This window comes from Pseudomonas sp. R5-89-07 (genome assembly GCF_003851685.1).
Classification (GTDB): Bacteria; Pseudomonadota; Gammaproteobacteria; order Pseudomonadales; family Pseudomonadaceae; genus Aquipseudomonas.
In genome coordinates this window covers 3460338-3484865 of sequence record NZ_CP027727.1, presented here as the reverse complement: position 1 = coordinate 3484865, position 24528 = coordinate 3460338, and the positions used below count along the sequence as shown (strand labels likewise).

General features: G+C 66.5%; 2 protein-coding genes. Both read left to right on the top strand.

Features of this window, described 5'->3' with window-relative positions; all coding sequences use genetic code 11:
- Positions 1–115 precede the first annotated feature (115 nt).
- Positions 116–13063, top strand: coding sequence for a non-ribosomal peptide synthetase (locus tag C4J94_RS15840; protein ID WP_124387048.1), 12948 nt, complete (start codon positions 116–118; stop codon positions 13061–13063).
- A complete protein-coding gene (locus C4J94_RS15835) occupies positions 13060–24393 on the top strand; it encodes a non-ribosomal peptide synthetase (protein ID WP_124387047.1) in 11334 nt (3777 codons plus the stop codon). Before C4J94_RS15840 ends, C4J94_RS15835 begins: the two co-directional genes overlap by 4 nt.
- Positions 24394–24528 lie beyond the last annotated feature (135 nt).

The following is a 24528-nucleotide window of genomic DNA, read 5'->3' as shown; positions in this document are numbered from 1 at the left end:
CCCTTAATTTTCCAAGCCTGTCGGGAAGCCTCTCCAGGCCCCCGGCTGCGCCGATCCTAGCGGCAACTGAATACGGACATTCTCTTCAACCGTGACATATCAGGCAGGTTTCCCCATGCAGTTCAGCGAATTACTGGCAGCGATCTCCACCCATGCGATCCGTCTGCAAACTGAAGACGGCGACCTGATCGTCCTGGGCGATGACCAAGCGCTGGATGACGCGCTGTGGGATCAACTGATCGTGCACAAACCCCAACTGCTTGAGTGGGTCGCGGCGCAGGGTGGCGACTGGTCGAGCCCGGCCTATCGCATCACCCCGGATATGCTGCCGCTGGTCAGCCTCGACCAGCCGGCCATCGACCGTATCGTCGCGGCGATCCCCGGCGGTGCGGCGAATGTGCAGGATATCTACCCGCTGGCGCCGCTCCAGGAAGGCATGCTCTACCACCATCTTTCGGCGCAGCAGGGTGATCCCTACGTGCTGCACGCGCAGTTCGTGTTCGACAGCCGCGCCCGTCTGCACAGCTTCACCCAAGCGCTGCAATGGGTCATCGACCGTCACGACATCCTGCGCACGTCGATGGCCTGGGAGCGCCTCGACGAGCCGCTGCAAGTGGTGTGGCGCAAGGCAACCCTGGTCTGTGAAGAGGCGCAGCTGGACGGCGCCGACCGCCTGGCCCAGTTGCTTGCGCGCTACGACGCGCGTACCTATCGCATGGACCTGGGCCAGGCGCCGTTGCTGCGCCTGGTGTTCGCCGACGACCCGGCCAACCAGCGCGTGGTGGCGATGCTGCTGTTCCACCACACCATCCTCGACCACACCGCCCTCGACGGGGTGCGCGAAGAGATCCAGCTGTATCTGGCCGGCCAGCAGGCCCTGGCCGCACAGCCGGTGGCGTTTCGCAGCTATATCGCCCAGGTGCGCCACGGTGTCAGCGAGCAGGCGCATGAAGCGTTCTTTCGCGACATGCTCGCCGACATTGACGAACCGACGTTGCCCTTCGGCCTGCAGGACGTGCAGGGCGATGGCCTGGGCATCGATGAGGCGCGCATCCCGGTGGACCACGCCCTCAGCCTGCGCCTGCGCAGCCTGGCGCGCCCGCTGGGCGTGGGTGTCGCCAGCCTGATGCACCTGGCGCTGGCCCGCGTGCTCGGGGTGGTGTCCGGCCGCGAGTCGGTGGTGTTCGGCACCGTGATGCTCGGCCGCATGGGCGCGGGCGAGGGCGGTGAGCGTGCGTTGGGCATGTTCATCAACACCTTGCCGCTGCGCGTGGATGTGGGCGGGCAAGGCGTGCGCGCCGCGATCCAGGCCACTCACGAACGGCTCACCGCGTTGCTCGATCACGAGCACGCCTCCCTGGCGCTGGCCCAGCGCTGCAGCGGGGTGGCGGCACCGACGCCGCTGTTCAGTGCGATGCTCAACTACCGCCACAGCGCCGCCACCGACATGCACGCGGTAATTGAAGTGGCCGAAGGCATTCAGGTGCTGGGCGCCGAGGAGCGCACCAACTACCCGCTGACCGTCAACGTCGATGACCTGGGCGAAGACTTTGCGCTGACGGTGATGGTCGATGCGTCCATCAGCGCGCAACGGGTCGCCAGCTACCTGCACACGGCACTGGAAAGCCTGGCCGAGGCCCTTGAGCAGCGACCGGACATGCCGCTTCGCGGCCTGAACATCCTGCCCGACCTCGAACGCCACACCCTTTTGCATAGCCTCAACCAAAGCGCCACGCATTACGCCGACACCGCACTGATCCACGAGCACGTTGAACAGCACGCCGCCGCCCAGCCCGACGCCATCGCCTTGCGCTTCGAACAGCGAAGCCTGACCTACCGAGAACTCAACGCACGCGCCAACCAGGTCGCCCATGCGCTGCTGGCCCAGGGCGTGCGCCCCGATGCGCGCGTGGCGATCTGCGTGGAGCGCGGCCCGCAGATGATCATCGGCCTGCTCGGCATCCTCAAGGCCGGTGCAGGTTATGTGCCGATCGACCCGGCTTACCCGCTGGAACGCATCGCCTACACCCTGGGCGACAGCGCGCCGGTGGCGGTGCTGGTGCAGGCCGATACCCGGCACCTGGTCGGCGACCTGGCGCAGATCGACCTCGACGCCCTGCACGATCAGGCCATCGTCAACCCACGGCTGCACCTGAGTCCGGCCAACCTCGCCTATGTCATCTACACCTCCGGCTCCACCGGCCAACCCAAGGGCGTGATGATCGAGCACCGCCAGGTGGCGCGCCTGTTCAGCGCCACCCAGCACTGGTTCGGTTTCAACCAGCACGACGTGTGGGCGCTGTTCCATTCCTTCGCGTTCGACTTTTCCGTGTGGGAAATCTGGGGCGCGCTGATGCACGGCGGCCAGTTGCTGATCGTGCCGCAACGGGTCAGTCGTTCACCGGATGAGTGTTACCGGCTGCTGTGCGACGCCTCGGTGAGCATCCTCAACCAGACGCCGAGTGCGTTCCGCCAGTTGATCGCGGCTCAGGGCAACAGCGACCAGGCGCATTCGTTGCGCCAGGTGATTTTCGGCGGCGAGGCCCTCGAACCCGGCATGCTCAAGCCGTGGTATGCGCGGGCGGTGAACGCCGGTACGCAACTGGTGAACATGTACGGCATCACCGAAACCACCGTGCACGTGACGTACCGCGCGCTGGAAGCGGCCGATGCGCAGTTGGTCGGCGTGAGCCCGATTGGCGTGCGCATTCCGGACCTGCAGCTGTACGTGCTGGATGAGCAGCGCGAGCCGTTGCCGTTCGGTGTGGTCGGTGAGCTGTACGTGGGCGGCGCCGGCGTGGCGCGCGGTTATCTCAACCGGGACGCCCTCAACGCCGAACGCTTCCTGCCCGACCCGGCCACGGGCCTGCGCATGTACAAGACCGGCGACCTCGGGCGGCTGCGGGCTGACGGCAGCGTCGAGTACCTGGGGCGCAACGACGACCAGGTGAAGATCCGCGGTTTCCGTATCGAACTCGGTGAAATCCAGGCGCACCTGGCCACTGCCGACGGTGTGCGCGACGCGCTGGTGATCGCCCGCGAAGACACACCAGGCGAAAAACGCCTGGTGGCCTACGTGATTGCTGACGGCGCGCCCAGTGCTGCCGCCCTGCGCGAGCATCTGCTGCTGAGCCTGGCCGACTACATGGTGCCCGGTGCGTTCGTGCTGCTGGAGCGGTTCCCGCTGACCACCAACGGCAAACTCGACCGCAAGGCGTTGCCCGCGCCCGATGCCGACGCGCTGGCCCGGCGCGCTTACGCAGCACCGCAAGGCGCAGTGGAAACCGCCATCGCCGCGCTCTGGCAGGACGTGCTCAACGTCGAGCGGGTAGGGCGCGAGGACAATTTCTTCGAACTCGGCGGCCACTCCCTGTTGGCGGTCAAGCTGATCGAACGCATGCGCCAGGTGGACCTGAGCGCCGACGTGCGCGTGCTGTTCGGCCAGCCGACGTTGGCCGCGCTGGCGGCGGCGGTGGGCGGGCAGCACGAAGTGCAGGTGCCGGCCAATCTCATTGCAGAACACAGTGAAGCCATCACACCGGGCATGCTGCCGCTGGTGGAACTGGATCAGGCCGCTATCGACCACATCATCCAGGCGGTGCCCGGCGGCATTGCCAATGTGCAGGATATCTACGGCCTGGCGCCGTTGCAGGCGGGGATTCTCTACCACCACCTGGCGACCGCAGAGGGCGACCCCTACGTGTTGCAGGTGCAGTTCAGCTTTGCTGACCAGGCCGCCGTGGACGGCTTTATCCAGGCGCTGCACAGCGTGATCGAGCGTAATGACATCCTGCGCACCGCGATCCTCTGGGAGGGCCTGGATGAGCCGGTGCAAGTGGTGCTGCGCCAGGCGCCGCTGGCGGTCGAACGTGTCGACGCCACGGGCGACAATGCCCTGGCTGATCTGCAGCAGCGCTTCGATCCGCGTCATTATCGCCTGGACCTGTCACGCGCCTCGCTGATGCGTCTGGCGTATTCACAAGATCATGCCCAAGACCCTGCCCAGCAACCGGGCCGCCTGGTCGGCATCCTGCTGCTGCACCATATCCTGCTCGACCACACCGCTCTGCACGTGCTGGTGCAAGAAATGAGCGCCAGCCTGTCCGGCAGCAGCGCGCAACTGCCCGATGCGGTGCAGTACCGCAACTACGTGGCCCAGGCGCGTCTCGGTGTGAGCCAGGCGCAGCATGAAGCGTTCTTCAGCCAGATGCTTGGCGATATCGACGAGCCGACCCTGGCCTTCGGCTTGCAGGATGTGAATGGCGACGGCAGCGGTATCGTCGAAGCGCACCTGCCGCTGGAGTCGGGGCTCAGCCTGGCGCTGCGCGAACAAGCGCGGCAGTTGGGCGTCAGCACCGCGAGCCTGGTGCACCTGGCCTGGGCCCAGGTGCTGAGCCAGGTTTCCGGCCAGCCGGATGTGGTGTTCGGCACCGTGCTGCTGGGGCGCATGCAGGGCGGCGAGGGCGCGGATCGGGCGCTGGGGATGTTCATCAACACCTTGCCACTGCGCGTCAGTCTTGGCGCCACGGGGGTACAGGCCGGTGTGCGCGCCACCCACGCACGGCTGGCGCAATTGCTCGGTCACGAACATGCCTCGTTGTCCCTGGCTCAGCGCTGCAGCGGCGTACCGGCTGCGTTGCCGTTGTTCAGTACCTTGCTCAACTATCGCCACAGCGCAGCGGATCAAGCGCCGGGCGACAGCCCGTTCGCCGCGTCCGGTATCCAGGTGCTCAGCTCCCAGGAGCGCAGCAACTACCCGCTGGTGCTCAACGTCGATGACCTGGGCACCGGCTTTGCCCTCACCGTGCAAGGCGTCGCCACCCTGGATGCGCAGCGCGTGGCTGAGTACATGCTCACCGCGCTGCGCCAGTTGGTGACGGCGCTGCAACAGGCGCCTACCACCGCGCTGCAGGCGCTGTCGATCGTCCCGCCGGCAGAGCGCCGGCAGCTGCTGGTGGAATTCAACGACAGCGGCCATGACTACCCGGCGCATCTGGGCGTGGTGCAACTGTTCGAAGCCCAGGCGCTGGCACGGCCTGAAGCGGTGGCGGTGGTGCACGGCAACCTGTCCCTGAGTTACCGCGACCTCAATCGCCGCGCCAATCGCCTGGCGCATCACCTGATCAGCCTGGGCGTGCAACCTGGCGAGTCGGTGGCCCTGGCGCTGCCGCGTTCCATCGACCTGGTGGTCAGCCAGTTGGCCGTGCTCAAGTGCGCGGCGGTGTACGTGCCGCTGGACGTCAACGCGCCGGCCGAACGCCGCGAGTTCATGGTGCGCGACAGCGGTGCACGCCAGGTGCTCGACGACCTGGCCGGGCTCAACCTGGAAGGGCTACCGACGAGCAATCCCGCGCTGGCGCAGGCTGCCGACAGCGTGGCCTACATCATGTACACCTCCGGCTCCACCGGCACGCCCAAAGGCGTACTGGTGCCCCATCGCGGCATTGTCCGGCTGGTGATCAATAACGGCTACGCCGACTTCAATGCCCAGGATCGCGTGGCTTTCGCGTCCAACCCGGCGTTCGACGCCAGCACCATGGACGTGTGGGGCGCGCTGCTCAACGGTGGGCAGGTGCAGGTGATCGACCACGCCACCGTGCTCGACCCACAGGCGTTCGGCGCCGCGCTTAAGGGCGCCACGGTGCTGTTCGTCACCACCGCGCTGTTCAACCAGTATGTGCAACTGATCCCCGATGCACTGGCCGGCCTGCGCATCCTGTTGTGCGGCGGCGAGCGTGCCGACCCGGACGCCTTCCGCAGCCTGCTGGCCCAGGCGCCGGCGCTGCGCCTGGTGCATTGCTACGGCCCGACTGAAACCACCACTTACGCCACCACTTACGAAGTACGTGCACTGCCCGATGACGCGCAGAGCGTGCCGGTGGGGCGGCCCATTTCCAATACGCAGGTGTATGTGCTGGACGCGCAGTTGCAACCGGTGCCGCTGGGAATCACTGGCGAAATCTGCATCGGTGGCGATGGGGTTGCCAAGGGCTACCTGAACCGCCCGGACCTGACCGCCGAAAAGTTTGTGCATGACCCGTTTTCCGAGCAGCCCCACGCCTTGATGTACCGCACCGGTGACCTGGGGCGCTGGTCGGCGGACGGCTTGCTCGAGTGCCTTGGACGCAATGACGACCAAGTGAAAATCCGTGGCTTCCGTATCGAACTGGGCGAGGTCGAGGCGCGCCTGGCGAGTTGCCCCGGCATCCAGGAGGTTGCGGTGCTGGCCCGGGAAGACGCGCCGGGGGACAAGCGCCTGGTCGCCTATTTCACCTGGGCTGACGCTGCGCTGGGCATCGATTACGTGCACGCCCACCTGCAGGGCCAGTTGCCGGATTACATGCTGCCGTCGGCCTATATGCCGCTGGACAGTCTGCCCTTGACCAACAACGGCAAGCTCGACCGCAAGGCCTTGCCCGCGCCGGATCCGCAAGCCCTGCTCAGCCGTGGCTACGAGGCGCCGCAAGGCGCGGTGGAAACCTTGCTGGCGCAGATCTGGCAGGACGTGCTCAAGCTCGAGCGCGTCGGTCGCCATGATCATTTCTTCGAGCTGGGCGGGCATTCGTTGCTGGCGGTCAGCCTGATCGAGCGCATGCGCCGCGTCGGCCTGAGCGCCGATGTGCGCGTGCTGTTCAGCCAACCGACCCTGGCGGCGCTGGCGGCGGCGGTGGGCAGCGGTCGCGAGATCGTGGTGCCGGCCAATGGCATCCCGGTGGGCTGCACCCACATCACACCGTCCATGCTCAGCCTGGTGCAACTCGACGCGGTCGCCATCGAACGCATCGTCGCCAACGTGCCGGGCGGTGCGGCGAATGTGCAGGACATCTACCCGCTGGCGCCGTTGCAGGAAGGCATTCTCTACCACCACATCAGCGCCGAAGAGGGCGACCCGTACCTGCTGCAATCACGCATGGCCTTCGACAGTCTCGAGCGCCTGCAGGGTTTCATGGGCGCGCTGCAACAGGTGGTGGCCCGCCACGACATCCTGCGCACCGGGGTGGTCTGGGAGGGCCTGGACAGCCCGGTGCAGGTGGTCTGGCGCCAGGCGCAGCTGGTCGTACAGGAAGTCAGCCTGGACCCGGCCGATGGCGGCATCATTGAGCAACTGCACGCACGCTTCGATGCGCGCCACTACCGCCTGGACATCACCCAGGCGCCGCTGCTGCGCATGGTCTACGCCCAGGACCCGGCCCATCAGCGGGTCGTGGCAATCCTGCTGTTCCATCACCTCGCACTGGACCATACCGCCATGGCCGTGGTCGGCCAGGAGATGCGTGCGTTCATGCTGGAGCAGGCCGATGACTTGCCCGAGGCCGCGCCCTTTCGCAATTACGTGGCCCAGGCGCGCCTGGGGGTCAGTGTTGCCGAACATGAGCAATTCTTCCGCGCCTTGCTCGCCGATGTCGACGAGCCCACGTTGCCGTTCGGCCTGCAGGATGTGCAGGGCGATGGCAGCGCCATCGAAGAAGCTGAGTTGCCGTTGCCGGTCGAGCTGGCCCAGCGGGTGCGTGAGCAGGCACGCCAGTTGGGTGTCAGCGCAGCCAGCCTGATGCACCTGGCCTGGGCGCAGGTACTGGGGCTGGTGTCCGGGCGCGATGATGTGGTGTTCGGCACCGTCCTGATGGGGCGCATGCAGGCCGGCGATGGTGCGGACCGCGCCCTGGGCATGTTTATCAACACCTTGCCGCTGCGGGTCGATGTGGCCGCCGGTGCCGCCGACGCGGTCAAAGCCACCCATGCACGCTTGAGCGCCTTGCTCGGGCATGAACATGCCTCGCTGGCCCTGGCCCAGCGTTGCAGTGGGGTGGCGACGTCCACACCGTTGTTCAGCGCCTTGCTCAACTACCGCCACAGCAGCCCCGACGAAATGGCGCGCGACGGCCACGGGATCTGGGAGGGCGTGCAGTTGCTCGGTGGTGAAGAGCGCAGCAACTATCCACTGACCTTGAGCGTGGATGACCTGAGTGAGGGCTTCGCGCTGGCGGTGCTGGCCGTGCCGCAGATCGGCGCCCAGCGGTTGTGCGACTACATGCACAACGCCGTGGCGCAACTGGTTGGCGCCCTGGAAAGCGCGCCGAACACCCGCCTGAACCATCTGCCGATTCTGCCGGCGACGGAGCATGACACGCTGCTGCGCGAATTCAACGCCACCGCCCATGACTTCCCGCGTGGGCACACCCTGCACGGCGCCTTCGAGGTGCAGGTCGAGCGTCAGCCCCATGCCATCGCGATGAGGCAGGGCAGTGCAACGCTGACCTACCAACAGCTCAATCAACGCGCCAACCAGCTGGCGCATCACCTGCTGGCGCTTGGCGTGCAGCCGGATGACCGTGTGGCGATCTGCTGCCGTCGCGGCCCGCAGATGCTGGTGGGGCTGTTGGGGATTCTCAAGGCCGGCGCCGGTTATGTGCCGATTGACCCGGCGTACCCGGCCGAACGGATTGCCTTTCTGCTGCAGGACAGCGCACCGGTCGCGGTGCTCTCGCAGGCCTGCACACAAGACCTGCTCGGCGCCGTCGCCAGCATCGATCTGCACGATCCCGGCTGGCAGCGCCACGCCGTGAGCAACCCGCAACTGGATGCATTGACCCCGGCGCATCTGGCCTACGTGATCTACACCTCCGGCTCCACCGGCCAGCCCAAGGGCGTGATGGTGGAACATCGCAGCGTGGAAAACCTGGTGCACTGGCACTGCGAAGCCTTTGGCCTGAGAGCGGCCAGCCATACCAGCAGCGTTGCGGGGTTCGGGTTCGATGCGATGGCCTGGGAAGTCTGGCCGGCGTTGTGCGTGGGCGCGACGCTGCACCTGCCGCCCACCCGCGTGGGCAATGAAAACATCGATGAACTGCTGGCCTGGTGGCTGGCGCAGCCGCTGGACGTGAGCTTCCTGCCCACCCCGGTGGCCGAGTATGCGTTCAGCCTGGACCTGCAACACCCCACCTTGCGCATGCTACTGGTGGGCGGCGACCGCCTGCGCCAGTTCACCCAGGAACGGCGTTTTGCGCTGGTCAATAACTACGGCCCCACCGAAGCCACGGTGGTCGCTACCTCCGGCCGTGTGCGTGCCGGGCAGCCTTTGCATATCGGCCGGCCCATCGCCAACGCCACCAGTTATGTGCTGGACGCCCACTTGCGCCCGGTGCCGGTAGGCGTAGCCGGTGAATTGTATGTGGGCGGGCGCGGCGTGGCGCGCGGTTACCTGAACCGCCCGCAATTGACCGCCGAGCGCTTCCTGCAAGACCCGTTCAACCCTGGGCGCATGTACCGCACCGGCGACCGGGTGCGTTGGCTGCCCGATGGCAACCTTGAGTACCTGGGGCGTAACGACGACCAAGTCAAACTGCGCGGGGTGCGCGTTGAGCTGGGCGAAATCGAAAGCCGCCTCGCGGCCCTCGACGGCGTGGCGGAAGCGGTGGTGCTGGTGCGCGATGGGCGCTTGATCGCCTGGTTCACCGAGCGCCAACCGCTGTCGATCGAAACGCTGCGTACCCAGTTGCAAGCGCAGTTGCCCGAGGCGCTGGTGCCGGTGGCCTACGTGAAACTGGCGGCCTTGCCCCTGACCGCCAACGGCAAGCTGGACCGCAAGGCCCTGCCGGCGCCCGACCAGGCGGCGCTGCTGACCCGTGACTATGAAGCGCCCCAGGGCGAGGTGGAAACCCGCCTGGCGCAGATCTGGTCCGAGGTGTTGCAGGTGCAGCAGGTCGGCCGGCATGACCACTTCTTCGAGCTGGGCGGGCATTCGTTGCTGGCCGTCAGCCTGATCGAGCGCATGCGCCAGGTGGGCCTGAGCGCCGATGTGCGCGTGCTGTTCAGCCAGCCGACCCTGGCCGCGCTGGCGGCCGCCGTCGGCAGCGGACGCGAAGTGCAGGTGCCGCCCAACCGCATCCCTGCCGGTTGCCAACGCATCACCGTCGACATGCTGCCCTTGGTCACGCTGGCGCAATCGACGCTCGATCAGGTAATCGCCCAGGTGCCGGGCGGCGCCGCCAACGTGCAGGACATCTACCCGCTGGCGCCGTTGCAGGAAGGCATTCTCTACCACTACCTCACCGCTGAGCAGGGCGACCCGTACCTGTTGCAATCACACCTGGCCTTCGACAGCGTCGAGCGTCTGCAAGCCTTTGCCCAGGCGTTGCAACAGGTGATCGACCGCCATGACATCCTGCGCACCGGCATCGTCTGGGAGGGCCTGGTGCACCCGTTGCAAGTGGTGTGGCGCCAGGCTCAACTGAGCGTGCAGGCGTTGCAGTTGCACGGTGACGTGCTCGCCGGCTTGCATCAGCGTTTTGACGCGCGCCGTTATCGCCTGGATATCAGCCAGGCGCCGCTGATCCGCCTGATCCATGCGCGCGATCCGGCCAACCAGCGTGTGGTGGCGGTATTGCTCTACCACCATATCGCTCTCGACCACACCGCGTTCGACGTCGTACTGCGCGAAATGCAGGGCTACCTGCTGGGCCGCGCCGCACCGGCCGCCGCACCGATGCCGTACCGCAACTATGTGGCCCAGGCGCGGTTGGGCGTGAGTGAGCAGGAACATGAAGCGTTCTTTCGCGACATGCTCGGCGACGTCGACGAACCCACCTTGCCGTTCGGCCTGCAGGACGTGCGCGGTGACGGTAACGCCATCGAAGAACACACCCTGCACCTGGACGGTGAACTGAACCGGCGCCTGCGCGCCCAGGCCCGCTTGCTGGGGGTCAGCAGCGCCAGCCTGTTCCACCTGGCCTGGGGCCAAGTGCTTGCCGCCACCTCGGGGCGCCACAGCGTGGTGTTCGGCACCGTGCTGGTGGGGCGCTTGCAGGGCGGCGAGGGCGCCGACCGCGCTCTTGGGGTGTTTATCAATACCCTGCCGCTGCGCCTGGACATCGACGCCCAAGGCGCCCGCGAGGCGGTGCGCGCCACCCATGCGCGACTGAGCGCCTTGCTCGGGCATGAGCACGCGTCCCTGGCTTTGGCCCAGCGTTGCAGCGGGGTGGCGGCCCCGGCGCCGCTGTTCAGTTCGATGCTCAACTATCGCCATCGCGGTTCCGCCACCCGCTCGGCGGATGCGCAGCTCGCCTGGGAAGGCATGCAGACCCTGGTCAATGACGGGCGCACCAACTACCCGCTGACCTTGAACGTGGATGATTTGGGCGACGGTTACCACGTCACCGCCCTGGCGCGGGTGGATGCGCGACGGGTCTGCGGGTACATGCAGAACGCCTTGGCCGGCCTGGTTCAGGCACTCGAGCAGGCGCCGCAGCAGGCGTTGAATCGCCTGCCGGTGCTGGGCGCCGAAGAACGGCACAAAATACTGGTCGAGTTCAATGCCACCGAGGTGAACTACAACCTCGAGCAGACCCTGCATGGAATGTTCGAAGCCCAGGTCAGCCGCTCACCGGATGCCGTCGCGGTGAAAGCCGGCGAGCGGCAACTCACCTACCAACAGCTCAACGAACGCGCCAACCGCCTGGCCCATCACTTGCGCGAGCATGGCGTACAGCCGGATGCGCGGGTGGGTATCTGCCTGGAGCGTGGCCTGGAGATGGTCATCGGCCTGTTGGCCATCCTCAAGGCCGGCGGCGGTTACGTGCCGCTGGACCCGGCGTACCCGCAGGAGCGCCTGGCCTACATGCTGCAGGACAGCGCGCCGGTGGTGGTGCTCACCCAGGGCGCTACCCGTGACTGGCTGGGCGCTGTGCCGGTCATCGACCTGGACCACGACACTTGGCAACACCAGCCTGCGAGCAACCCACAGGTCCCTGGCCTCACGGCCCGGCATCAGGCCTACGTGATCTACACCTCCGGTTCCACCGGCCAGCCCAAAGGCGTGATCAATGAACACGCCGGGGTGGTCAACCGTCTGCTGTGGATGCAGGACGCCTATGGCCTCAAGGCGCATGACGCGGTGTTGCAGAAAACCCCGTTCAGCTTCGACGTGTCGGTGTGGGAGTTCTTCTGGCCGCTGATGACCGGTGCGCGCCTGGTGATGGCGCGTCCGGGCGGGCACAAGGAGCCTGAGTACCTGTGTGAGGTGATCGAAGCCGAGCGGATCACCACGCTGCATTTTGTACCGTCGATGCTCGACGTGTTCCTGGCCCACGGCGACGTCAGCCAGGCGGCAGGGCTATTGCGCGTGATGTGCAGCGGTGAAGCGTTGCCGGGCAGCCTGGTGCGGCGCTTCAAACAGCAACTGCCGGGCATCGGTCTGTACAACCTGTATGGCCCGACCGAAGCCGCGGTGGACGTGACCGCATGGAACTGCGCACGCACTGACGTGCCGGACAACACCCCCATCGGCAAGCCGATTGCCAACACGCGCCTGTACGTGCTGGATGAGCAGTTGCAGCCCGTGCCGCTGGGCGTGGTGGGCGAGCTGTTCATTGCTGGCGTGCAAGTGGCGCGCGGTTACCTCAACCGTGCGCAACTCACCGCTGAACGCTTCCTCAAGGACCCGTTCAACCAGGGGCGGATGTACCGCACCGGTGACCTCGGGCGCTATTTGCCCGATGGCAATATCGAGTACCTGGGCCGCAACGATGATCAGGTGAAGATCCGCGGCTTGCGTATCGAACTGGGGGAAATCCAGGCGCGCCTGGTCGAGCATCCGGCGGTCAAGGATGCGGTGGTCGTGGCCCGCGAAGAGCGCCTGGTGGCCTATTACACCGGCGTGGCAACCGCCATCGACGCGCTGCGCGACCAACTGTTGCAGCACCTGCCGGACTTTATGGTGCCCGCCGTGTTCGTGCACCTTGAGGCCTTGCCCCTGAGCCCCAACGGCAAGCTGGACCGCAAGGCACTGCCGGCACCAAACATGGCGGCGTTGAGTGTGCGCGAGTATGAGGCGCCCGAAGGCGACACCGAAATCCTGCTGGCCCAGCTCTGGGCCGAGCTGCTGAAGGTGGAACGGGTAGGGCGGCATGACAACTTCTTTGAACTGGGCGGGCACTCGCTGCTCGCCGTGAGCTTGATCGGGCGCTTGCGCCAGGAAGGCATGGAAGCCGACGTGCGGGGGTTGTTCGAACAGCCGACCCTGGCCGGCTACGCCGCAATGACCGAACGAATGGAGATCGTCCTGTGAACATCCTTGAGCTGCTGGCAACCCTGAACACCAAGGACGTGCAACTGGCGCTCAAGGGCGAGCAGTTGTCGGTGCTAGGCAACAAGCACGCCTTGAGCGACCCGGCGATCCTCGCCGCGCTGCGCGAACACAAGCCGGCACTGATCGAGCTGATCAAGGCCGGTGACTATTCGGCCACCAAGGCCGGTGAGGTGCAGGTGCCGGCCAACGGCATCCCGCCGGGCGCCGAGCGCATCACACCGGCCATGTTGACCCTCTCCACGCTGAGTCAGGACGAGATCGAACGTATCGTCGCCACGGTCGCGGGCGGTGTGTCGAATATTCAGGATATCTACCCGCTGGCGCCATTGCAGGAAGGTATTCTGTTCCATCACGTCAGCGCCGAGCAGGGCGACCCGTATGTGATGCAGTCGCAGTTCGCCTTCGACAGCCTCGAGCGTTTCGACGCCTTTGCCCAGGCCCTGCAACAAGTGATGGACCGCCATGACATCCTGCGTACCGGCGTGGTCTGGGATGGCCTGGAGCAGCCCTCGCAAGTGGTATGGCGCCAGGCACGCCTGCCGGTGCAGGCGCTGATGCTGGACCCGGCCGACGGCGATATCGCCGCGCAATTGCACGCCTTGTTCGATGCGCGCCACTACCGCCTCGACGTGACCCAGGCGCCGCTGTTGCGCCTGGTGCGTGCCGACGACCCGGCCAACGGGCGCATCGTCGCCACCTTGCTGTTCCACCACATGGCGCTGGACCACAGTGCGCTGGAAGTGGTGTGCCATGAAATGCAGGCGTGCCTGCTGGGCCAGGGCGCGGCGCTGGGCCAGGCGGTGCCGTTTCGCAACTACGTGGCGCAGGCGCGGCTGGGCATCAGCGAGCAGGAACACGAAAGCTTCTTTCGGCAGATGCTCGGCGATATCAGCGAGCCGACCTTGCCGTTCGGCTTGCAGGACGTACAGGGCGATGCGCGGGGCATTGCCGAGGTCAGCCTGGCGTTGGCGCCGCTGCTTTCGCGCCGCCTGCGCGCCCAGGCACGGCAGTTGGGGGTGAGTACCGCCAGCCTGTTTCATATGGGCTGGGCCCAGGTGCTAGGGGTGTTGGCCGGCAAGGCCCAGGTGGTGTTCGGCACCGTGTTGATGGGGCGCATGCAGGGCAGTCATGCCACGGATCGCGCGCTGGGCATCTTCATCAACACCTTGCCGTTTCGTGTGGATGTGGACACCCAGGACGTACGCACCGGGGTCAAGGCCACCCACGCACGCCTCACCACGTTATTGCGCCATGAACACGCGGCATTGGCCCTGGCCCAGCGCTGCAGCGCAGTGGTGGCGCCGACACCGTTGTTCAGTGCGCTGCTCAACTACCGGCACAGTGCGGCGACGGCCAGTGCCGAGGCGGTGTCGGCGTGGCACGGCATCACCGCGCTGCGGGCCGAAGAGCGCACCAACTATCCGCTGACCCTGAGCGTGGATGACCTGGGCGAGGACTTCGGCCTGAGCCTGCTCGCCAGCACCGCCGTCGACCCGCAGCGGGTCTGCGCCTACCTGCAAACCGCGCTGGAACACCTGGTGACCGCGCTGGAGCAGGCGCCGCACACCGCGCTCAACCAACTGCCGGTGGTGCCCGTTGCCGAACAACGCCTGTTGCTCGAGCAGTTCAACACCACCCAGGCGGTCTTCCCCCAGGGCACCACCGTGCACGGTCGCATCGAAGCCCAGGCCGCGCTCACCCCGGATGCCATCGCGGCGGTGTGCCTGGACCGTACGCTGAGCTACGCCGAACTCAATCAGCAAGCCAACCTGCTGGCCCATCATCTGCTGGCGCTGGGGGTCAAGCCCGATGACCGCGTGGCCATCGTCGCGCGGCGTGGCCTGGACACCCTGGCCGGGCTGCTGGCGATTCTCAAGGCCGGCGCCTGTTATGTACCGGTCGACCCCTCCCATCCGGCCGAGCGCCTGAGCTACCTGCTCAGCGACAGCGCCCCGGTGGCAGTGCTCACCCAGCACGCCTTGCTCGAGCGCCTGCCGCCGCTTGAGGTGCCGGTGATCAACCTTGACCGCTACACCTGGCAGCACCATTCGGCGAGCAACCCCAAGGTGGCTGTCACGCCGTCGAACCTGGCCTATGTGATCTACACCTCTGGCTCCACCGGCCTGCCCAAAGGGGTGATGGTGGAACATCACACCGTGGCCAACCTGGTGGACTGGCATTGCAGCGCCTTCGACCTGCGCGCCGGGCGGCACACCGCCAGTGTGGCCGGTTTCGGCTTTGATGCGATGGCCTGGGAAGTGTGGCCGGCGCTGTGCGTAGGCGCCACCTTGCACCTGCCACCGGCCCACGACGGCGCCGAAGACCTCGACGCGCTGCTCGCCTGGTGGTGCGCGCAACCGTTGGACCTGTGTTTCCTGCCGACGCCGGTGGCCGAGTACGCCTTCAGCCAGAACATCGAACACCCGACCCTGCGCACGCTGCTGATCGGCGGTGACCGCCTGCGCCAGTTCGGGCGGGCGCAGCGCTTTGAGCTGATCAACAACTACGGCCCCACCGAAGCCACGGTGGTCGCCACCTCCGGCAAGGTCGAGGCGGGCCAGCCCTTGCACATCGGCAAACCCATCGCCAACGCCAGGGTCTATCTGCTGGACGAACAGCAGCGCCCGGTGCCGCTGGGTGTGGCGGGCGAGCTGTATGTGGGCGGCACGGGTGTGGCCCGCGGTTACCTCAATCGCCCGGAGCTGACCGCCGAGCGTTTCCTGCGCGACCCGTTCAACAGCGGGCGCATGTACCGTACCGGCGACCTTGCGCGCTGGCTGCCCGACGGCAACCTCGAGTACCTGGGGCGCAACGATGACCAGGTGAAGATCCGTGGCATGCGCATCGAGCTGGGCGAGATCGAAACCCAGCTCAATCAACTGCCGGGTATCCTCGAAGCGGTGGTGCTGGTGCGTGAAGAACGGCTGGTGGCCTATTTCACCGAAAATCCGCAACTCGACGGGCTGGCGGTCGCTGATATCCGGGCGCACTTGGTGGTCCATCTGCCGGACTACATGGTGCCGGCGGCCTTCATGAAACTCGACGCACTGCCGTTGACCGCCAACGGCAAGCTCGACCGCAAGGCGCTGCCGGCACCCGACAGTGCTGCGGTGTTCAGCCGTGACTACGAGGCACCGCTGGGCGAGATCGAAAGCGTATTGGCCCAGATCTGGGCCGATGTGTTGCAGGTGACGCGGGTCGGGCGTCGCGATCATTTCTTCGAGCTGGGCGGGCATTCGTTGCTGGCCATGCGCATGGTCTCCCAGGTGCGCCAGCGGCTGGGGGTGGAGCTGGTGTTGGGCGACCTGTTCGCCAACGCCGAACTGGCGGCAGTCGCCGAGCTGTTGGCCCGCGCCGGCCGCAGCACCTTGCCGGATATCCTGCCGGCCAATCGTGACGCCGAGCTGCCGTTGTCGTTCGCCCAGCAGCGCTTGTGGTTCCTCGCATTGATGGAAGGCGCCAACACCGCCTACAACATTCCCATCGGCTTGCGTTTGCGCGGGCACCTGCATGTGCAGGCGCTGCAGCGTGCCCTGGCGCGCATTGTCGCGCGGCATGAAACCTTACGCAGTCGCTTCGCCCAACATGGCGACGAGGCCCAGGTGCTGATCGTGCCGGCCGAGGACATGCTGGCGCTGCAAGTGCAGGACTTGCGCCGCCACCCGCAACCGCAGCAGGCGCTGGACGCACTGATCCACGGTGAGGCCTCGGCGCCGTTCGACCTCGAGCGCGGCCCCTTGCTGCGCGGTCGCCTGGTGGTCATGGCCGACGATCACCACGTGCTGCTGCTGACCCTGCACCATATCGTCTCCGATGGCTGGTCCATGGGCGTGCTCACCCGCGAGCTGATGGCGCTGTACCAGGCCTTCAGCCACGGCCACGCCGACCCGCTGCCGCCGTTGCCGATCCAGTACGCTGACTTTGCCGTGTGGCAACGCCTGTGGTTGAGCGGCGAGGTGCTGCACCGCCAGAGCACCTATTGGCAACAGGCCCTGGCCGGTGCGCCGGTCTTGCTCACCTTGCCCACCGACCGCCCGCGTCCGGCGCAGCAGGACTACGCCGGCAGCAGTGTCGAAGTGCGCCTGGATGAACGCCTCACCGCCGGGCTCAAGGCCTTGAGCCAACGCCATGGCACCACCCTGTACATGACCTTGATGAGTGCCTGGGCCTCGTTGCTGGCGCGCTTGTCCGGGCAGCACGACCTGGTGATCGGCTCGCCAGTGGCCAACCGCATGCGCACCGAGGTGGAAGGACTGATCGGGTTGTTCGTCAACACCCTGGCGGTGCGTATCGACACCAGCGGCGAGCTGAGCAGCGAAGCGCTGCTGGCGCGGGTCAAGGCGCTGACGCTGGCGGCGCAGGCCCACCAGGATTTGCCGTTCGAGCAGGTGGTGGAAATCACCCGGCCACCGCGCAGCCTTGCCCACAGCCCGCTGTTTCAAACCTTGTTCAGCTGGCAGGACAGCAGCGCGCCCACCCTGGCCCTGGGCGACCTGGCCCTGGAAGGCATTGTGGAGAACAGCCACTTCGCCAAGTTCGACCTGTCGCTGAACCTGGGCGAAGTGCAGGGCACGCTGCTCGGTGTACTGGAGTACGCGGTGGCGCTGTTCGATGAGTCGACGGTGCGGCGTTATGTCGGTTACTTCACCCGGGTGTTGCAGGCCATGGTCGATAACGACCAGGCGGTGCTGGAGCACGTGCCGCTGCTGGATGAGCGTGAACGTCAGCATCTGCTGTTCGATTTCAACGCCACCGCCGTGGCTTACAACCTCGACCAGACCCTGCACAGCCTGTTCGAAGCGCAGGTGCTGCGCACGCCGCACGCCATTGCGCTGAAGGCCGGCGAGCAGCAACTGACCTACGCCGAACTGAACGCACGCGCCAACCAGTTGGCCCACCACCTGATTGCCCTGGGCGTGCAGCCGGATGCGCGGGTGGCGATTTGCCTAGAACGCGGCCTGGACATGGTCATCGGCCTGTACGCGATCCTCAAGGCCGGCGCCGCCTATGTGCCGCTGGACCCGGCGTACCCGCTGGAACGCCTGGCCTACATGCTGCACGACAGCGCCCCGAGCGTGGTGCTGGCCCAGGGCAGCACGCGCGGCTTGCTGGGCGAGGTGGCGGTGGTCGATCTGGACCAGCCGAGTTGGCACCACCAGCCCATCCATAACCCCGGCGTGGCGAGCGTGACTGCTTACGTGATCTACACCTCTGGCTCCACCGGCCAGCCCAAGGGTGTGATCAACGAACACGCCGGGGTGGTCAACCGCTTGCTGTGGATGCAGGACGAATACGCGCTCGGCGCGGCTGATACGGTGCTGCAGAAAACCCCGTTCAGCTTCGACGTGTCGGTATGGGAGTTTTTCTGGCCGCTGTTCACCGGCGCTCGCCTGGTGATGGCGCGGCCGGGCGGGCACAAGGAGCCTGAGTACCTGTGTGAGCTGATCGAAGCCGAGCGGATTACTACGCTGCACTTCGTACCCTCGATGCTCGATGTGTTCCTGGCCCATGGTGACGTCAGCCAAGCGGCCGGGCTGCTGCGCGTGATGTGCAGCGGCGAAGCCCTGCCGGGCAGCCTGGTGCGGCGCTTCAAGCAGCAGCTACCGGGCGCGCAGTTATACAACCTCTACGGCCCGACCGAAGCGGCGGTGGATGTGACGGCCTGGAACTGCAGCGGCCCGCTGACTCCGGACAACACACCGATTGGCAAGCCGATTGCCAATACCCGTTTGTACCTGCTGGATGCGCAGTTGCAGCCGGTGCCCCTGGGCGTGGTGGGCGAACTGTTCATCGCGGGCGTGCAGGTGGCGCGCGGCTATCTGAACCGCCCCGAGCTGACCGCCGAGCGCTTCCTCGACGACCCTTTCATGGCCGGGCGCATGTACCGTACCGGTGACGTCGGACGCTATTTGCCGGACGGCACTATCGAGTACCTGGGGCGCAACGATGACCAAGTGAAAATCCGTGGCCTGCGCATCGAGCTGGGGGAAATCCAGGCGCGCCTGACGGACTACCCAGCGGTGAACGAAGCCGCGGTGATTGCTCGCGAACAGCGCCTGGTGGCGTATTACACCGGCTTGCGCTGCGACATCGACGCCTTGCGCGCGCACCTGTTGCAGCACCTGCCGGAATTCATGGTGCCAGCGATCTTCATGTACCTGGAGGCATTGCCGCTGAGCCCCAACGGCAAGCTTGAGCGCAAGGCGCTGCCGGAACCGGGCGTGGACGCGCAGAGGCTGCGCGAATATGAAGCGCCCCAGGGCGACACTGAAATCGCCCTGGCCAGCCTGTGGGCCGAGTTGCTGAATGTGGAGCGGGTCGGCCGCCACGATAACTTTTTCGAACTGGGCGGGCACTCGTTGTTGGCCGTCAGCCTGATGGGGCGCATGCGGCGCCTGGGGTTGGCGGCGGACGTGAAAGTGCTGTTCGGCCAGCCGACGCTGTCGGCGTTGGCGGCAGCCCTCGGTAGCGGGCGTGAAGTGGCGGTGCCGGCCAATGGCATCGCGGCCGACTGCGTACGGATCACCCCACCGATGTTGACGCTGATCAAGCTCGACCCGCCTGCCATCGAGCGCATTGTCGCCGTCATCCCCGGCGGCGCGGCGAATGTGCAGGACATCTACCCGCTGGCACCGTTGCAGGCGGGCATGCTCTATCAGCATCGGGCGGCTCAAGGTGACGACGCCTACGTGCTGCAGGCGCAGTTCGGGTTCGACAGCCGTGTGCGCCTGGACGCGTTTGCCCATGCGTTGCAGGCGGTGATCGAGCGGCACGACATCCTGCGCTCCTCCTTCCATTGGGAGGGCCTGGAGCAACCGGTGCAGGTAGTGTGGCGCAAGGCTTCACTGCGCGTCGAAAGCGGGCCGCTGCCACAGCGCCTGGAATTGGACCAGGCGCCGCTGATGCGCCTGGTGTACAGCGAGCAGGCGCAGCGCGTGGTCGCGACCTTGCTGTTCCATCATCTGGTCATGGACCACGTGGCGCTGGAGATTCTGCAGCATGAAATGCAGGCGTTTCTGTTGGGGCGCGAGGACGAACTGGGTGCGGCAGTGCCGTATCGCAACTATGTGGCGCAGACCTGCCTGATTGACCGCGACCACGAGGCATTCTTCCGCGAGATGCTCGGTGATATCGACGAGCCGACCCAGGTGCAGATTACCGACGGTGCGCACCGCGCCCAACTGACGCTTGATCCGAGCTTGAGCCAGCGCCTGCGGGAGCAGGCCCGTCAGGCGGGCGTGAGTGCGGCGAGCCTGATGCACTTGGGGTGGGGCCATGTACTGGGCAAGGTCAGCGGGCGCGAAAACGTGGTGTTCGGTACGGTAATGCTCGGTCGCCTGCAGGGCGGTGAAGGTGCCGAGCGCGCCATGGGCGTGTTTATCAACACCTTGCCGCTGCGCATCGACCTGGGCGAGCGCTCGGTGCGCAGTGCGCTGCGGGCCACCCATGCGCGCCTGAGTCAATTGCTCAGCCATGAGCATGCGCCGTTGGCCCTGGCCCAACGTTGCAGCGGCGTGCCCGCCAGCACAGCGTTGTTCGACGTGCTGTTCAACTACCGTCACAGCGCGCCGCAGACGGGCACCGTTGCGCAGGCATGGCAAGGCATTGAGCTGCTCAACGCCGAAGAACACACCAACTACGGCCTGTCATTGAGCGTGGACGACCTCGGTGAAGGCTTTACCTTGAAGACCGTGGGGCCGGGCGCCGAGCGTCTGTGTGCGTACCTGCAGGTTGCCCTGGAGCACCTGGTGCAAGCGCTGGAAAGCCACAGTGCTATCGCCATCGGATGCGTGCAGGTGTTGCCGGCGACCGAGCGCCAGCAACTGTCGGACTTCAACGCCACCGCCCGTGCCTTCCGGCGCGAGCACACCGTGCAGCGTTTGTTCGAAGCCCAGGCCCAGGCGCGTCCCGACGCGCTGGCGGCAATGCATGGCGCGCAGCGGCTGAGCTATGGCGAGCTGAACACGCGGGCCAACCAGTTGGCCCATCACCTGATGGGCCTGGGGGTGCTGCCCGGCGACAACGTCACGATCCTGCTGCCGCGCTGCCTGGATTTGCTGGTCAGCCAACTGGCGATCCTCAAGGCCGGCGCCGCCTATGTGCCGCTGGACATCCACGCACCCGCCGAGCGCCAAGGCTTCATGCAGCACGACAGCGGCGCGACCTGGCTGTTGACCCACAGCGATACAGCGCTCGCCTTCGCGGCGCGGCGCCTGGACCTGGACCGCCTGACGCTGGCTGCGCAACCGAACCATAACCCCGACCTGTCGCAGTCCTCGGACAGCGTGGCTTACATCATGTACACCTCCGGCTCCACCGGCACACCCAAAGGCGTGTTGGTGCCCCATCGCGGCATCACGCGTTTGGTGCTCAACAACGGCTACGCCGACTTCAATGCCAGTGACCGCGTGGCCTTCGCGTCCAACCCGGCGTTCGACGCCAGCACCATGGACGTCTGGGGCCCGTTGCTCAATGGCGGCCAGGTGCAGGTGATCGACCATGCCACCTTGCTCGACCCGCTGGCGTTCGGCGCGGCGCTGCAGGACGCCACGGTGCTGTTCGTCACCACCGCGCTGTTCAACCAGTACGTGCAGATGATCCCCCAGGCCCTGGCCGGCTTGCGCATCCTGCTGTGTGGGGGCGAGCGCGCCGACCCGGCGGCGTTCCGCAGCCTGTTGGCGCAGGCACCGGCATTGCGCCTGGTGCATTGCTATGGCCCGACCGAAACCACCACCTACGCCACCACCTATGAAGTGCGTGCCTTGGCTGACGAGGCCGACAGCGTGCCGATCGGGCGGCCGATCGCCAACACCCAGGTGCATGTGCTGGATGCGCAGTTGCAGCCGGTGCCGCTGGGCGTCAGCGGTGAAATCTGCATCGGCGGTGACGGCGTGGCCAAGGGTTACCTGAATCGGCCTGAACTGAGCGCTGAAAAATTCGTGCAGGACCCCTTCAATCCAGGCGCATCGCTGTACCGCACCGGCGACCTTGGACGCTGGACGGCGGACGGCCTGCTGGAGTGCCTCGGGCGCAACGATGACCAGGTAAAGATCCGCGGTTTCCGCATCGAACTGGGCGAGATCGAGGCGCGCCTGGCGACTTTTTCGGGCCTCCAGGACGTGGTGGTGCTGGCGCGCGAAGACGTGCCGGGCGACAAGCGCCTGGTCGCCTATTTCACCTGGGCCGCAGACGCCGTTGGCCTCGACCGGGTGCGCGCGCACCTGCATGAGCAGCTGCCTGAATACATGCGGCCATCGGCCTATGTGCCCCTCGACCGGCTGCCGCTGACGGCCAACGGCAAGGTCGACCGCAAAGCCTTGCCGGTGCCGGTGTATGACGCGCTCGCCAGCGGCGAGTTCGAGGCGCCCATCGACGCCCTGGAACAGCGCCTGGCGCTCTTGTGGGCGCAGGTGTTGAAGCTTGAGCAGGTGGGGCGGCACGACAGCTTCTTCGAACTGGGTGGGCATTCGCTGTTGGCGATTCGCCTGGTCACGCTGCTTGACGAAGCCGGTTTGCCGGTGTCGCTGGCCGAGCTGTTCCAGCATGTCAGCGTGGCGGCCATCGCCGCGCTGCTGCGTCAGCGTACCGACGCGCCCGTGCGCGATACCTCGGTGATCACCGTACGGGAGAGCGGCACGCAGGCGCCGTTATTCCTCGTGCACGAATTCAGCGGCATGGACGTTTATTTCCCGGCGCTGGGCCAGCATTTGCCCGGCGATTACCCCATCTACGGCTTGCCGGGAGTGCCGCTCGGCGAGGCGCATCTGACTACCCTGGAAGGCCTGGCGGCGCGCATGGTCGGGCTGATCCGCGGCATTCAGCCCCATGGCCCTTACCGCGTTGCGGGCTGGTCGTTTGGCGGGGTGCTGGCCTATGAAGTGGCCATGCAACTGCTGGGGCTCGATGAGCCGGTGGCCTTTCTCGGCTTGATCGACAGCTACGTACCGCGCATGACCGACCAGGGCAAGGCGCGCTGGAGCGGGCCGCACGCGCTCAAGCGGCATCTGTTGCTGCAGTGCACAGCGTATTGGAAAGCACAGGGAGGGGTGGATGAGCTGGCGAGTCTGGAACAACTGGAGGCAAACCTTGGACAGCTGGACTTTGCGGGCCTGCTGCAACGCTGTCGCGATCAAGGTTTGCTATACGCGCAAATGGCGGCGGCTGCGGACGCGGACCTCGTGAGTTTTCTCGAACGTGAAGTCGGGCATGGGCATGCGTTGGCCCATTACAGCCTGTTCCCGCTGCCGATCCCCGTGCATTTATTCAGTGCCGAGCAGCGGCCCACCGAGCTGTCCCGGCGCAGTGCGGCGCTGGGTTGGGACACGGCGCTGGCGCCGGGGCAGTTGCGCCAGGTACCGGTGCCGGGTGACCACCAAAGCATGATGCAGGCCCCGCATATCCAGGGCCTGGGCCGGGCGATGACGCAGGCGCTGCTGGCCGCTGCGCCGGTCAGTTGCCCAGACCATCAACCGCTGTTGCGCATTCAGAGTGGGCGAGCCGGGCATGCGCCGGTGTTCTGTGTGCCGGGTGCGGGAGACAGCGTGACCGGTTTCGTCGGTTTGAGCGAGGCACTCGGGCGTGACTGGCCGTTGTATGGCCTGCAACCGCGCGGGCTGGACGGTGAAGCGGTGCCCCATAGCCAGGTGGAAGCGGCGGCGCAGTGTTACCTGACCGCACTGACCCATGAGTGTCCCGCGGGGCCGGTGCACCTGGTCGGGCATTCGTTTGGTGGCTGGGTCGCGCTGGAAATGGCGCTGCGCTTGCAGGCAATGGGCCGTGAGGTGGCGTCGTTGACCGTGATCGACAGCGAGTCGCCGGGCGGCAACGGCGTGGTGGGGCGCCCGTACACATCGACGGCGGCGCTGTTGCGGCTGATTGAAGCGATGCAGTTGGCGGCCGGGAGATCCCTGGGGATCGATCCGCAGGACTTTGCCGGGCGCGATGAGCTGGCGCAGCGCCAAGCGTTGCATGCGGGGATGGTCGGTGTCGGGTTATTGCCGGCACGCTCTGCGGTGGACGCCATGGCAGGGCCGGCGCGCACCTATGCGGCGGCGTTGCGTACGGTGTATCGACCCCAGGCGCGGTATGAAGGGGTGGTGCGCCTGGTGCTGGCGCGCGACCCTGCGCTGGATGCGGCGGGCAACCAGCGCGAGCAGGGGCTGATGGTCGAAGGGTGGCGAGGGCAGGGGCGTGGTCTGCAGGTTTGGCACGGCGGTGGTAATCACTTCACCTTGCTCAAGGCGCCGAATGTCGCGGAGCTGGCCCAGTGGTGGCTTGAGGGGGTTGTGGTTGGGGAGAGGGTGTCTTGAGTGGGAGGGGGCTTGCCCTCGATGGCGGTGGGCCAGTCAGCGATGCACTGGCTGATACGGCCTCATCGGGGGCAAGCCCCCTCCCACAGGGAAAGCAGATTTACGCCGCCCGAAAAATCAATTTTATGGTCATTT